General features: G+C 63.1%; 14 protein-coding genes and 1 pseudogene. 13 read left to right on the forward strand and 2 right to left on the reverse strand.

From position 1 onward, the window contains the following. Window positions 1-83 precede the first annotated feature (83 nt). The 11 genes and pseudogenes from J5M86_RS15145 to J5M86_RS15195 all read left to right on the forward strand — a co-directional run bounded on the left by J5M86_RS15145 (window position 84) and on the right by J5M86_RS15195 (window position 10,267). A complete protein-coding gene (locus J5M86_RS15145) occupies window positions 84-851 on the forward strand; it encodes a ParA family protein (protein ID WP_188061748.1) in 768 nt (255 codons plus the stop codon). A 44-nt stretch (window positions 852-895) separates the two neighbouring features. Next, a complete protein-coding gene (locus J5M86_RS15150) occupies window positions 896-1,471 on the forward strand; it encodes a hypothetical protein (protein WP_188061749.1) in 576 nt (191 codons plus the stop codon). A 57-nt stretch (window positions 1,472-1,528) separates the two neighbouring features. Then, a complete protein-coding gene (locus tag J5M86_RS15155) occupies window positions 1,529-1,837 on the forward strand; it encodes a hypothetical protein (RefSeq protein WP_188061750.1) in 309 nt (102 codons plus the stop codon). A gap of 121 nt (window positions 1,838-1,958) precedes the next feature. Further along, entirely contained in the window at window positions 1,959-2,327 is a 369-nt protein-coding gene (locus tag J5M86_RS15160) for a hypothetical protein (protein WP_188061751.1), read from the forward strand. A gap of 478 nt (window positions 2,328-2,805) precedes the next feature. After that, window positions 2,806-3,078 (forward strand): annotated as a pseudogene (locus tag J5M86_RS15680) (helix-turn-helix domain-containing protein); the annotation flags it as partial. A gap of 239 nt (window positions 3,079-3,317) precedes the next feature. Next, complete coding sequence (locus tag J5M86_RS15170) at window positions 3,318-4,460, forward strand: adenine-specific methyltransferase EcoRI family protein (protein ID WP_188061752.1); 1,143 nt, start codon at window positions 3,318-3,320, stop codon at window positions 4,458-4,460. Between the two features lie 4 nt (window positions 4,461-4,464). Then, window positions 4,465-5,631, forward strand: coding sequence for a DUF262 domain-containing protein (locus J5M86_RS15175; RefSeq protein ID WP_188061753.1), 1,167 nt, complete (start codon window positions 4,465-4,467; stop codon window positions 5,629-5,631). Window positions 5,632-5,661: 30 nt separating this feature from the next. Next, complete coding sequence (locus tag J5M86_RS15180) at window positions 5,662-6,747, forward strand: hypothetical protein (RefSeq protein WP_188061754.1); 1,086 nt, start codon at window positions 5,662-5,664, stop codon at window positions 6,745-6,747. Between the two features lie 209 nt (window positions 6,748-6,956). Beyond that, the gene (locus J5M86_RS15185; protein WP_208965171.1) at window positions 6,957-8,369 is read left to right on the forward strand and encodes a pentapeptide repeat-containing protein; all 1,413 of its coding nucleotides are present in this window, start codon (window positions 6,957-6,959) and stop codon (window positions 8,367-8,369) included. A gap of 105 nt (window positions 8,370-8,474) precedes the next feature. Beyond that, window positions 8,475-9,116 carry a recombinase family protein gene (locus J5M86_RS15190; RefSeq protein ID WP_188061721.1) on the forward strand — a complete coding sequence of 214 codons (642 nt, stop codon included), beginning with the start codon at window positions 8,475-8,477 and terminating at the stop codon, window positions 9,114-9,116. A gap of 173 nt (window positions 9,117-9,289) precedes the next feature. Continuing rightward, complete coding sequence (locus J5M86_RS15195) at window positions 9,290-10,267, forward strand: hypothetical protein (protein WP_188061722.1); 978 nt, start codon at window positions 9,290-9,292, stop codon at window positions 10,265-10,267. A 71-nt stretch (window positions 10,268-10,338) separates the two neighbouring features. Here J5M86_RS15195 and J5M86_RS15200 read toward each other — a convergent pair whose 3' ends face one another. Both J5M86_RS15200 and J5M86_RS15205 read right to left on the reverse strand, forming a co-directional pair. Further along, on the reverse strand, window positions 10,339-11,103 hold the full coding sequence (locus tag J5M86_RS15200; protein ID WP_188061723.1) for a pentapeptide repeat-containing protein: 765 nt from the start codon (window positions 11,101-11,103) through the stop codon (window positions 10,339-10,341). Window positions 11,104-11,312: 209 nt separating this feature from the next. Beyond that, entirely contained in the window at window positions 11,313-11,624 is a 312-nt protein-coding gene (locus tag J5M86_RS15205) for a hypothetical protein (protein WP_188061724.1), read from the reverse strand. A gap of 385 nt (window positions 11,625-12,009) precedes the next feature. On the opposite strand from J5M86_RS15205, the gene mobC reads away from it, so the two are divergent. Both mobC and J5M86_RS15215 read left to right on the forward strand, forming a co-directional pair. Next, window positions 12,010-12,312 carry a plasmid mobilization relaxosome protein MobC gene (mobC, locus tag J5M86_RS15210; protein WP_188061725.1) on the forward strand — a complete coding sequence of 101 codons (303 nt, stop codon included), beginning with the start codon at window positions 12,010-12,012 and terminating at the stop codon, window positions 12,310-12,312. Beyond that, window positions 12,309-13,979, forward strand: a complete 1,671-nt coding sequence (locus J5M86_RS15215) for a relaxase/mobilization nuclease domain-containing protein (RefSeq protein WP_188061726.1) — start codon at window positions 12,309-12,311, stop codon at window positions 13,977-13,979. The genes mobC and J5M86_RS15215 overlap by 4 nt, the downstream gene beginning before the upstream one ends. Window positions 13,980-13,982: the final 3 nt, after the last annotated feature.

A 13,982-nucleotide genomic window follows, 5' to 3' on the forward strand; every position in this document is an offset into this window, starting at 1 on the left:
TCACCTACGGCCAGCAGGTCCAACACACCGGCGAAGCCCTCGCCAGCCTGCGCACCGCACACCACCACCGAGGAGATCTCGAAATGACCGTGTACGCCGTCGCCCTGTCCAAAGGAGGCAGCACCAAAACGACCACGGCGGCCGAGCTCGTGGCAGCTCTGGCTCGTCGCGGCCGCCGCGTGCTCGCGATAGACCTGGACCAGCAAGGCAACCTCACGAGGCGGCTAGGTGTCACCGATGACACCGAGGTTGAGGCCGTCGCCTCTGACGTGATGATCGCCGAAGCGTCGGCCATCGAGGCCGCCGTTCCGGCACCCAGCGTGCCCGGTGCAAGCGTGCTCGTCGGGACGCACGATCTGGCATCGCTGGACCAGCGCCCCGAGGTCATCACCGCACTACGCGACCACTTACCCGAAGTGATGGGGGAGTGGGACGACGTAGTCATTGATACCCCGCCCGCACTCGGACTGGTCACCCTTGCCGCTCTCGCGGCCGCTGACGTCGTGGTGGCCGCCGTCGCGTGCGAAACCGAGGCATACGACCAGCTCAGCCGTCTCGTCGAGGTCATCGCCCAGCGGATCGCCCCGAGGATGAAACCGGGCCAAGAAGTCCATTGGATCGTGCCGACCCGGCACGACGGCCGCCGCCTGCTCGACCGTGAAGTGGTCGAGATGCTGACCGAGCTGCACCCCGGCCGCGTCACCACACCCATCCGCGAAGCCGTGGCCGCCCGAGACGCCTACACAGCCGGGATGCCCGTATCGGTCTACGCGCCAAGCTCAGGCATCGCAGCCGACTACGCCACCGCACTCGCACCCATCATCGAACCATCCACCACAGCAACCGAATAGACCACTTAGACCAACTCGCAATGCTCGACCAAGGAGACCAAGCCATGACGCCACCACGGGCACGCCGCAGCAGCCTGCGAGACCGCAACGCCGCTGCGATCGCTCACGACCCCACGCCCGAGGCCCCGGCCGTCGAGCCCACCGCTCAGACCGTGGAGACCCCACAGCGTGCAGCTCGACCCAAGGCCACGAAGTCGACCGCCCCGGCTGCCGGTGAGACCGCGCGTTTGGGTATCTACCTCACCCCGGCCGAGTTCGACGACGCGAAGGCCGGCTATCTGGCGGACTGGACCAACGGCGGAGAGTCCGACACGTTCGGTAAGTGGATCGCGGCCGCGATCGACACCTACGCCGCACGGACACCCCGCCAGCGCTCTAGCGCACCGCCGAAGGGTCGAGCAGAGGAGCGCACAGGCTCGACGCGCTCGTTCAGCATCCCGGCCGACACCGTGGCGCGGATGCGAGAAGCGATCAGCGCCGACCACCAAGCCGGACGGTGGCCCTCAGACAGCGCATGGTGCGGAGAGGCGATCTCTTACGCCGTCGGCCAGGCCCGCAGCAAGAACGGCGGCACCTTGCCCACCCCGCCGCCACGCCTACCCAACCGGCTCGTTCGTTGAGCACGGGCACTGTAAGACCTTGCTGACAGCATCGACAACGACAGACAGGACACCGCAATGACCGAGCAGCAGCCCCGTACACGTCGGCGGCGAATCCTCGCCTCGCTGATGAGTGAGCCACAGTTTGAGTCGAGGATGACTCGTGAGTCATTCATCCGTGAGTGGAAGAAGGAGCGCGGTCGCCAGTACCGCAGCCGCACACAGCCTCACCGGATCAGAGCGGGTTTTATACCCCGCGAGTGGCCTACCGAGGCCAGTGAGCTGTACGCCAAGGAAACGGACTCGCTCCTCGCCGCTTTTGACACCGACCCGGCCAGCATCCACGCCGTCGCCGCTGACCACGGCGTGACGATCGAGGGACATTGACGTGGGACCAGTAGCTGGATTCTTCGGTGGAGCCGCAGTTCAACAGAATCGGAGTATGACACGTCCGACCAACACGACCACATTGACCAAGTACATCTGACCGCAACGAAAGGAACGGTGAGTGAAAGTGACCGCTCACAACAACCCAGCAAGTCTGATCAGCGAAGCCAAGGAGATCGGCGCGTTAGCAGCGAACGGCGAAATCGTGACCACCAAGCCAGGTCAATCAGTCGACGACAACATTCATCACGTCGGAGACGACACCGGAGAACTGATCACCGATGCGTACCGGCTTGGCGGTGCCGAGCTGGCGGCTGACGTCTTGGACGCCTACTTCGCCGAATTCAACAGAGTGAGGTCGACCAAGGGTTGGACCGAGCTCAGTCCGACCTCGGCCGTGAAGCATTTGAGGTGGGCCATCAAAAGCGACGGCATCACCCCTGATGAGCAGAAAGCGGTGCAGGACACTTTCACCGCACGGCACCCCTGATCGATCGGAGCGGAACTTGAGGAGAGCCGATTGATGGATAAGCCTGGAGCAATCTATGCGGCACGTCCGCTCACCGACCCGGCCGCCGATCGGGTCGCGCTGGCGACGATTCTCTGCGCTACGAACTCCACAACGAGTGCGGACCTTCCAGATCATCGTCGAGCACGGCCCGATCGCGACCAGTGAGATCAAGGGTGCGTCGAAGACTCAACCCAACTCGTGGCTTGAAGACCTGCTGGCCGCAGGCCTCGTGACCCGCACCCGGGTACGCACGCACTGGGTCTGGAGCGCGCAACCTGATGCGTACCACCGCGTCGCTCAACTCCTGGGCTGTCAGTGCGACGTGGACGCTCGAAGTCCGATGTAGGACGCCCCCTGCACCCTGCATCGGTACGCCGGCCGGAAACCGCGCCCGCAGCACCGAACTGGAACTCCGACCTTCCTCTACCGATCGCGACCTGCATCGGGCTGCCGCTGCCAGCAGCAGCTCGCCGACCGCTCCGGTGCCCATGTCACCCAGATCCATCGTTACGAAGCCGGCAGCAGCCAGCCCACCCTCGACGTCCTCCGTGCATTGGCGATCGCGCTCAACATCAGCGCTGACTCGCTCCTCTTCGACGAAGACGAACGAGGACCCCAGAGCCAGACGCTGCGGCTCAAGCTCGAAGCCGTCGACCAGTTCACCCCCGACGAGCAAGAACACCTCGCCGCCTTCATCGAAGGCGCCCTCCTGCGCAACCACGCCCGACAAGCCTTCAGCGGCCAAGCTTGGCATGATGAGCCCTGTGGAGTTCGAAACCGCCCACTACGCGACCCTCACCCGAGAGCCGCAACCCGTATGAGAGCGGCACAGAACCTGGGGCGCTTCAGACAGCGTTGCCGCATGGCACGAGGCCACCGGCTGGGACGCGGACTGACCCGAACCCTGCATCGGTAGCCTGCCTGGGCAGGGCTGTCATAACCACAGAGATTGAGCGGGGCAGCAAGACGATGGCAAACACCAACCTGGGCGCAGCCAAAGCTGCGAAACAGGACGAGTACTACACCCAATGGGCCGACATTGAGCGGGAGATGAACGCCTACCTCGAATACGACCCTGATGTGTTCCGAGGCAAGACAATCCTGTTGCCCTGTGACGACCCCGAGTGGTCCAACTTCACCAAGTTCTTCGCGCTGCACTTCACCGACTACGGCCTGAAGAAGCTCATCTCTACCTCCTACGCGCCGAACAGCAACGCAGGGGGGGCGTTCTATGAACCGACCCTGTTCGAAACCGGCGACCCGGCCTACGACCAAACCAAGTCCATGGAACGCGGCCGCGTGTTCACCTTGCTACCCGAAGACATCTCCGGGGACGGACGGATCGACATCAACGACCTGCGGTGGGAGTACCTCAACGGCGACGGAGACTTCCGCAGCCCCGAAGTGTCGGCGATGCGTGACGAAGCCGACATAGTGATCACGAACCCGCCCTTCTCGCTCTTCCGAGCCTTTGTTACCTGGCTGGTCGAGAGTGGGACGAAGTTCGCTGTGATCGGCAGCAACAACGCCATCACCTATAAAGAGATCTTCCCGCACATCCGAAGCAACCTCATGTGGAAGGGAGCCACCGGAAACTCCACCGACATGGTCTTCGAGGTACCTGAAGGCGTCGATATCGCGCCGGCCGACCGTGCCAAGGCCGAGCGCATGGGCTATGAGGGGAACTACACCCGGTTGGGCAACTCGTGTTGGTTCACAAACCTCGAACACGGCCGACGACACCAACCGCTTCAGCTGATGTCCATGGAAGACAACATTAAGTACAGTAAGCACAAGGAAATCAAGGGTGCTGGGTATGAGAAGTACGAGAACTTCGACGCTCTTGAAGTCGGGTTCACCGACGCCATTCCCAGCGACTACACCGGGTTGATGGGGGTGCCTGTCACCTTCGTCGACAAGTACAACCCCGAGCAGTTCGAAATAGTCGGGACCAGCGATGGCGCGTTCGCTGCCTCTCTCGGCGTCACGCCTTTAGGCCCTGAGTATGAGGGCAACGTAGGGCGAACGAAGCTCGGCTTGGCGAGCACCCACAAGGCTGTGTTCAAGCGCATCATCATCAGACACCGGCAAGCCCGAGTTTCGAAGGACTGATCCCGTGTACACAGAGTTGAGGCAGTACACGGTTGCTGAGGTCACCAAGGGCTTCGTCTACAACGAGCTCGAAGCCAAGGGGTTGTTTGGTCTCGACGGTGACTTGGTGATCCAACCCGAGTACCAGCGGCATTACATCTACGGCGATGGGAAGAAGGACGTTGCCGTGATCGACTCGCTCCTCAAGGGATACCCGCTCGGCCTGATCTATTTCGTCGATACCGGCTCAACCCTTGAGGTCCTTGACGGCCAGCAACGGATTACCAGCGTGGGCCGGTTTGCCACAGGGAAGTTTGCGATCGTTCGCAACGGCAAGGAGCAGACGTTCTCCTCTCTCCCTCAGGACGAGCGAGACAAGATCCTGAGCAGCGCCCTGCTGGTCTACGTATGCACGGGCACGGAGTCGGAGATCAAAGAATGGTTCCAGACCATCAACATCTCCGGGGTCCCGTTGAAGAAGCAAGAGCTGCGAAACGCTATCTACTCCGGACCGTTCGTCACTGCTGCAAAAGCCGAGTTCTCCAACTCCCAGAACGCGCTTCAACAGAAGTGGTCCGCGTTCATCCTAGGCGACCCGAAGCGACAAGACGTCTTGGAGGTCGCCCTCGACTGGGTCTCAGCGTCCAAAGATCAGACCATCGACGGTTACATGGCGACCCATCGGCAGGACGCGACGATCACCGAGCTGAAGACCTACTTCACGAGCGTGATCGACTGGATCGACAGCGTTTTCACTGCGCCACCCAGCCGGTACATGCGCGGCCTTGATTGGGGCCGACTGTACGAACAGCATCACTCAAAGGCGTATAAGGCACAACAAATCGACGCTCGGCTTCAGGATCTGCTCTCAGACGACGCCGTGAACGACAAAAAGGGCATCTACGAGTACCTCCTCGACGGCGAGAGCGACCCCAAGCTTCTCAACGTTCGCCTGTTCGACGCGAAGACCAAAGAGAAGGCATACGACCAGCAGACAAAGTCCGCGCAGGCAGGGGGAGTGTCGAACTGTCCGTTGTGCGCGATCGGGCACAGCTCTAACGCAGCGAAGATCTACGCGCTCAAGGAGATGGAAGCCGATCACGTCGCCGCCTGGTCATCCGGAGGGCAGACTGACCTCTCCAACTGCCAGATGCTCTGCATCACGCACAACCGAGCCAAGGGAAACCGGTAGCTCAGTCCCGCTGAAAGGATGGTTTTCGATATGGGTACGCATGACGACGAGGTAGCGGCGGCCAAGGCTGCCGAGGCAAAAGCCCCAGATAAGCCAAAGCGTGCCCCGAGGAAGCGGGATGCAGCCTCGGGTTCTGGGCGCAGACAGCGAATGTCGCAGCCAGAGAGGGAGGCAGACAAACTGGTTCGGCAAGCCACCCGAGCAGCAGACCTCTTCGCAGTCGCAGTGCGAACGGGCGCGGATCCGAGGGTGATCACCGGATTGCGGTTTGAAGCAGAGGATGCGTTACGTGAGGCTGAGGCCAATTATTTCCTTAATGGTACTGCAGCAAACCATCCGATGAGGGTGCGCGCGTCGAAGGCGCGCGCCTCGTTCTCGGCCGCTAGCGCGGCAGCACGAAGCGCACTTGCAGCACCGATCAAGAAGTCAGTGCCCACTCTTTGGGTCTCAGCCGATCTTGGTAGCAATGTCCCGCCCGACCGGCTGGGTGACTTCATCACTGCGCTCGGCTGGTTCATGGAGGGGTGCCTTTTACTCCACGGGTTTAAGCCAGAGTCCGCCACGCCACGGGTGATCTCAGCGCGGATGGCTTCCCCGCTGGATCTTGGCCTCGAAGTTCCCTCGGACGACTCGGCAGACAACTGGTATGTAGACCACCCGGCACCCACCACAGGCGAAGTGCGAGACGTATTCACGACAGGAACCCGCCTCGTCGACTCACTCATGCAGGCAGGGCCAAAGCGGCAGCGACTCAAGCTAGAGAACGAGGTTATTCGGGAGGGGCTCGAACGAGAGGCGCTTCGCAACGAAGTAGCAAAGGCGCAGGTTGCCGCCCACGTGGCCAAAGCCACGCGAACCGAGGAGCTTCAGCAACTTGAGCACGGTGATGCCAAGGATGCCCACGCACTCCGTCGGCTGCAGTTTGTTCGTGACAACGCGATGTCTCTGGGTGACGAGGAGCTCGTCAAGAAGGCCGAAAAGAGGATCAAGGATCTCCTGTACGCAATGCTGGGAGAGCGGCCTGGCGATGACGCCGTTGTGCTGGTCGCAACCGCCCTCGGGGAGATGAAGAGGTGCGCTCCGGGCGGGGTCGACATGCAGTCGATCGAGGCCTAGCTAATTAGCAACCGCGGCGGCTGGCGCCGACCGTTAACGACCTTTTTCGAGCGGTGACACGCAGGGCGCGGGTCCACCGGGTCTCGGCTGTGCGAAGGCACCTCTACGGTGATTCGAAACGGCTGCTTGGACTTTCGGGCTTTAGACCCGCATCACCAAGATCGGCAACAGCGGTTCACAGTCGCGACTCACCCGGCAGACTGACCGTCATGTCTGATGCCACTGAGCCCAGCGGCGCGAAGGTTCGGCCGTGGGATCGTCTCTGGGTTCAAATCGCGTTGGCGATCTTCCTGGTCCTGGCGGTGTTCGCCGTGGCCTTCTACGGCTTCGCAGTGATCGGCACCCACCCGGCACGACTGTGGCCTTGGTCAGCGAAGACCCATCCAGGACTGTACGAACTCAGCCGCACCGCCGTCCCCGTCGCCGCGCTCGTCGGTGGAGCCGCCGCGATCGTGGTCGGCATCCGACGCCAGCGGTCCACCGAGAAGACTGTCGAGCTCACCGCACGAACCGCGCAGATCACGGCCGACGCGTACGCACTGGACCAAAAGCGAGCCGGGCGAGAAGAAATCGACCGGCTGCGCGACCGGTACACCACGATCGCCGCCCAGCTCGGTGACGACGCGGCACCCGTCCGTCTCGCCGGCGTTTACGCCATGGCCGCCCTAGCCGACGACTGGATCACCATGGGCAACCACCGCGAGGCGCAAGTCTGCATTGACGTCCTCTGCGCATACATCCGCACCCCCCGAAACACCAGCACGAGCGAGGATGCTGTTGCCGACACCCGAGTGCGCGAAACAATCACCCGGGTCATCACCCAACACCTGCAAGAGGGTGCCACCACCTCCTGGTCGGACAAAGCCTTCGACTTCACCGAGGCGCACTTCACAGGATCTCACTCGTTCTCCGGCGCGAGGTTCAACGACGGCTGCCGGGTCGCCTTCCTCGGCGCGGAGTTCAACAAGGGCTGCCTGGTCGACTTCTCCGATGCGCGGTTCAACGACGGCTGCCGGGTCGACTTCTCCGATGCGCGGTTCAACGACGGCTGCTGGGTCACCTTCCCCAGTGCGTGGTTCAACGACGGCTGCTGGGTCACCTTCCCCAGTGCGTGGTTCAACGACGGCTGCCGGGTCACCTTCCTCGGTGCGCGGTTCAACGACGGCTGCCGGGTCACCTTCCCCGAAGCGCGGTTCAACGACGGCTGCTGGGTCACCTTCCCCAGTGCGTGGTTCAACGACGGCTGCCGGGTCACCTTCCCCAGTGCGCGGTTCAACGACGGCTGCCGGGTCACCTTCCCCGAAGCGCGGTTCAACAAGGGCTGCCTGGCCACCTTCCTCATTGCGCACTTCAACGACGGCTGCCGGGTCGACTTCTCCGCTGCGCGGTTCAACGACGGCTGCCGGGTCGACTTCCCCGATGCGTGGTTCAACGACGGCTGCCGGGTCGACTTCTCCGATGCGTGGTTCAACGACGGCTGCCGGGTCACCTTCCCCGGAGTGCAGTTCAACGAGGCCTCCGAGGTCGACTTCGCCACCGCGGGTTTCAATGAGGGATGGCCTATAGGGCCGTGGGGTGAGGACCCACCTCCGCTTGGTGTCTGGTCTCCCTCCGCGCATTAGTGTGGATGAGGTACACCCCAGTTGCACACCTCGAGTGCTCGTGCATCATCGGGCAACTAGGGTCTGTTCGCATGCTTTTGCACACTTCTGCCCTAGGGTCTAGACATGCCGGGACAGATCGTGGGGTACGTGAGGGTCAGCAGCACGGAGCAGAACCTCGATCGGCAGCGGGCGGCGATAGGCGAGGTAGAGCAGCTGTTCACTGACAAGTCCAGTGGCAGGAGCCGAAGCGGTCGAGACGGTTTGGAGGCGCTGCTGCGTCACGTACGTGCCGGCGATACGGTCCGGGTGTCCTCGATGGACCGGATGGCGCGGTCACTGATCGATCTGGCGAATCTGGTCGATGAGCTCGTGGGTCGTGGGGTGCGGGTTGAGTTCATCAAAGAGCGGTTGATCTTCGACGGCGCGGCCGCCGAAGATCCGTTCGCCCGGTTCCAGTTGCACATGCTGGGTGCGGTCGCCGAGCTGGAGCGTCAGTTGATCCGTGAACGGCAACTGGAGGGCATCGAGTTGGCCAAGCAGCGGGGCGTTTACACCGGTCGTGCAAGGGCCCTGACGGATGAGCAGGTGGACGCGATCCGCCGGCTGGACGCCGCGGGGGTGCCGCGTGCTCGCTTGGCGCGTGAGTACGGCTGTGCCCGACGCACGATCCACGACGTTGTGCTGCGGCGTGGGGCGTACGCACCCAGTGTTACGCCGCGGCCGCCGATGGCTGGCGGGGGCGAAGAAGTGGAGTTGCCGCTGTGAGCAACGGCCGTCGATCTCAGGGGGCGCAGCCGTCTCCCCATTTGCTGACCGTCACGGTCTTGGTCTCTCCCCTTCGGCGGGTTGGGTTCAACAACGTTCGTCGGGAGCTAGGGCTGGTTCGCAGTGCCCTGCTCTACGCGGATCAAGTCCGGTTGATTTCACCTACCACGGCCATGATCGATACGTTCCGGCCGTTGCGCGGGATCGACCTTGACGATCCGTGGGCGGACGTCCGTGGGCTGCCCGATGAAACTCTGGCGAGAATTTTCGGCGGAGAGAGCCTGAAATCCGTCCGTAAGAGCTTTGCCCGGCTTGAACAGTTGCCGATGCATGATCCGCGGCGTAGCTCCGCGGAAGCTCACCTCAAGCCCCAGATCCGAGCAGCGGTGGAGGAGGCGAACAAGTTTTACGACAAGACGCTGACCCCTGAGCTGGACATCGCACGAGATGCAGGGGTGCTTGAGGTCGACGTCGACGAGTTCGAGCTTGATGATGAAAGCGAGGAGCATGTCGCGTGGTTTCGAGAGCGGTTACGCCATGCCTGGGAGGACCCGACCGGAACCGTCATGCTCGACCCCCGTTCCAAGCGGTTGCTCCGGCAAGAGCCAGGACAGGCATCGTCTGCCAGTCCGGACCGATCCAAGCGCGCCGCGGTCGGAGCTGGCTTCGTTAGTCATCTGCCGACGTTCCCCAGTGCCCCGATGGCTCACGTGCTGGAAGCACGCGATGAGCTTGCTGATGGCCGTGCCGACTATCGCCGATGTGTGCGTGAGTTATCGGAGAAGCTCGTTTCGTCCGCCCTGGATGAGTCCCTTGACACTGACATCGCCGAGTACTGGAACGACGCCCTGCTTCCTGCGATGAACAACCTTCGCACCGGGCTTCAGGGAACTCGCCTTGTGCGGGGTACTGCCCGGCGACTGTTCGGTGATTGGGCCGCTGCTCTTAGGTCGGGCGGGCCTGCCATCACGGTGGGGCTCCTGGCTCCCCACGATCTTCGTAGCGCGGCGGTGTCGGGCGCGGGCGCTGCTGCTGCGTACGTCATTGGGACAGCGATCCAGCAGGCGCAGGACCAGCAAGCCGAACCCAAGGCTCGTGAGTTGGTGTACCTGAACGGCATCGAGAGGTCCCTTAGTCGATCCCGCGGCTGACCACTCCGCTCACTGCCTCGCGATCAATTTCGGGGCTCTAGGGGTGAGTCCTGTCGATGGCGACCGACCAGTCACCCATGGGAGTCGTCTGGATCAGATCCCGATGATGCGAGCTTTGCTCCTTGGCTCTGCGCGTACTCGCGTTGGTTGGCGGTGAGGTGCGCCCGCGTTAGGTCGGCGTCTTGGAGCACGGCACCGTCGATGCGTGCGGTGCCAAGGTCCACGTCGAATAGTTCGGCCGACATCAGATTGGCGCCGCTCAGATCGGCATTGCGAAACGACGCGCACGACAGATCGGCGCTTTGGAGGTTGGCGCCGGTTAGGTCTGCGTGATCGAACGTGACGTGCGTGGCGTTTGCTCCGGCAAGAACTGCCCCCGTGAGGTTCGCGTACGAAAAATTCGCCATGCCCAGGTGCGTCCGGCCGTTCAGTTCGGCCCAGCGCAGATCCGCTGATTGGAAGTTGCAGAACATGAGGTTTGCTTCACTGAGGTTGGCCTGGCAAAGCGACCCACCAACAAAGTTGCTGTGCGTAAGGAAGGCGCCGGAGAGATCGATTAGTGCCGGTGGCCACCCACCGCGCCCACGTGCAACCACCTCCGCCGCCGCACGCTTGACCACATCCGCGTGTCCTACATCTTCGAAGTCTGGCATGCCGTCGGGGGTTGAGTTCTCCCACTCGCGTTGCTCCGCAGGCGTTGGCCTGACGAAGCTGCACAGCAGGCTGACGATCATCTCTCGGTCGACGCGAGACTCCTGAGCGACCCGCTCGAGCGCGTAGATTCCGCCGATCTGAATCGTTGGTGACTCCGAGGCAAGTTGTTCGACCGCTCTCATGTATCGGTCGGTCCTGTTGTGGTCGAGCTCGCGCTCATGCCGGCGATCATCGAGAGCGCGGTCAGCGTCCAGTCGGTCTTGGTCCGCCCCTCGGTCCGAGTGCAGTCGTTTCATTGCTCCCCGGTACGTAATCCACGCTGCGAAGAGCGCGCCAGTACCACCAATGCCCGCAGAGGTTGAGAACCGATAGACCCAGTCGCCGACCGCGCTCAAGGGGCAACATCCTGGGTGTTGTGGTCCGACCCTTTCGAACTACTGGCGTCGCGGGCAGTGCTTTGGCGTCTCGCCGTCGCGGGTCGACCGCCTCGACGACCACGTGGCGCGATGAATCCGATTTTCTTGAGTTCCGCCGACGTCCATCCCGCGGCGGATGCCTCGGCCCATGCTTGACTTTCGGCTCGCTCCTCGCGGGCGAGATGTTCGCGCGCTCGGAGCACGTTAGTGCGTGCTTCTTCCAGCTTGCGCACGCTCTCCAGTCGGCCCGCAAGAAGCTCTTCTGCCTTGGTTGTGATCTCGCTCATGCACCCATGGTAGGCCGGGCACCCGACATGCCGGTCTCATCAGACCGCCCCCTAGGGGCTTCGGCTCCCGGCAGGGGCATTAGCGCGACTTGCTACCGCCTTCGGCGGGAGCAAGTCGGAGGGTTAGGTGCCTTAACTCGGGCCTTGGGCTTCGCCTGGCGGTCCGAGCTGTGACAGACTGAAGGCAAAGAGGTTGGTTTTCGAACGGTGGCTACGCCACGGTTCAGGTGAGTTGGCGGAGGTGGTTGTGGTGGCCGATCGAAGTTCTGAGTCGCCCGATGGGTCGTCTCGTCCCGCCAAACTGTTCCGCGGCCGGAGGCGTGCGAACTCGTCCGAAGGTGCCCGCGATTTCCGCACGGTCATTCGTCATTCCGAAGAGGAGTGGGTGCGAGTCCAGGCGCTGGCTGCTGCACAGAAGATCTCGGTGCCGAGGCTGTACGAGCGTGCGTTGACCACAGGTGGAGTGGTCGCGTCAGCGAAGCTTTCCCGCATCCATGACGAGCTGTACGGAGTGCGCCGGCTGCTCGCGATCGACAGCAACAACCTGAACCAGTTGGCCCGGGTTGCGAACGCGACGGAGCGGTTGGAGGCTGAGGCTGAGTTGCTGGCCACCATCGAGCATTTGTCGAAAGTGGCCGACCGGATCACGGCCGTCATTGAATCACTTCCGGACTCGGAGCGCGCATGAGAATCAGCGTCCTCCGATCCGGGTCGGACGCGTCCGGACTGACGAGATACCTGTTCGGTGCGGGTCGCGTCAACGAGCACGACAACCCTCATTTGGTCGCCGGATCACCCGGCTTGGAGATGGAGTGGTCCGGTGAATTGTCGGTGGCGGACGCGACCATTCTCGGCCGCGTTGTTGAGGGTGCGTGGTATGAAAAGTACGTGGAAGCACTCGCTGGTGTCGGTGCCGCGCAAGGCGGGTTGAGCCGTGCGCAGCTGCACCGTGATGGTGTCGAAACGACGGGACGAACTCACGTCTTTCACGCGTCGATGGCGCTTCCACCGACCCACGATCACCTGACCGACGAGCAGTGGAACACCCTGGCCCACGAGTACGTGAAGAGGATGGGTTTCGTCGACGACAACGGCCACGGGTCGTCTTGGATCGCTGTGCGTCACGGCGTCTCTTCCAAGGGCAACGACCACATCCACGTCGTGGTGAACCTGGTCCGGGAGGACGGCGCATGGTCCTCTGAGCATCAGTCGAAGATTGCGGCCGACCGGATCGGTCGGGAGCTGGAACAGGAGTTCTCGTCGTTCCTTTCGCCGACCTACGAGACACCAGGAATTGAGGGCACCCGACAGCCTGGTTTCAGCGCCTACTCGCAGGCGGAGTTGCGCCGATCCGAGGAGCGTGAGCTGAAGGGTTCCGGTCCGATAGATCCCGACCGAGTGCACCTGCAGCGGGTCGTGCGCGGTGTCGCGATGGGCTCACGGACCGAGGCCGAGTGGTTGAACAACCTCGCCAACCAAGACTTGGAGATCCTTCCGCGGTGGGCACCAGGTGGGCGCGACAAGGTCACCGGGTACAGCGTCCGGTTCGCCGACCAAGACTCGGTTCGGATCGCAGCATCAAAGCTTGCCCCGGACCTGACACTGACCTCCCTACGGAAGTCCCTGTGGGCACTCAACGAGACCCCGGAATCACGAGCCGAAGCGCTAGCACTGTGGCGCGACGAGGCACCCGTGACCGACCCGGAGCCCGTCGACGCGACCACCGAGCTTGACCAGGCCGGCCACCACTTGAAGGAGTGGGAGTCGGAGGTGAAGGTCACCGATCCGCACGACGTCGACCAGTGGCGATCGCACGCTGCGACCGCTGCCGGCGTGCTTTCGCTCGCAGCAATCCACCATCCGAACCGGGAAGCAGCCTCTCGGCTGGGCCAGGTCGCGGACGAGGCTGCGCGTGTCTCGTTCGAGCCGCAGCACCCGCAGCAACGGACCTACGGGCACGGCAGCCTCCAGCAGCGTTCAGGTGGCGCAGGGCTGGCGATGCGGCACCTGAATCTGGCATTGCGTGGGTCCTCGCAGAGTTCGACCCGCGGTTGGTACGCGGTCATGAAGCAGATGCAGCGGACGATGCGTGCAATACACGACGCCCAGGTCGCACGCGGGGAGTTGGTCGATGCCGCCCGCACCCAGGCGGTCTCCACCGGGCATCTGGACGTTTACAGCGATGAGTCCACAGCCCCGGTCGCCGTGGTGTCCAGCCAGGGCGAGGCAGGACCGGAGCTCACCGCCAAGCCGGTGCAGGCACGACCGGTGGTTCTCCCGGCTGGCAGGAACCTCGGAGAACGACCGCGCCGCTTTGGTGGAGCTGCGCCCACCGAACGTGGGTACGAGCGATGACGC

It is taken from the genome of Yimella sp. cx-51, assembly GCF_017654605.1.
Classification (GTDB): domain Bacteria; phylum Actinomycetota; class Actinomycetes; order Actinomycetales; family Dermatophilaceae; genus Yimella.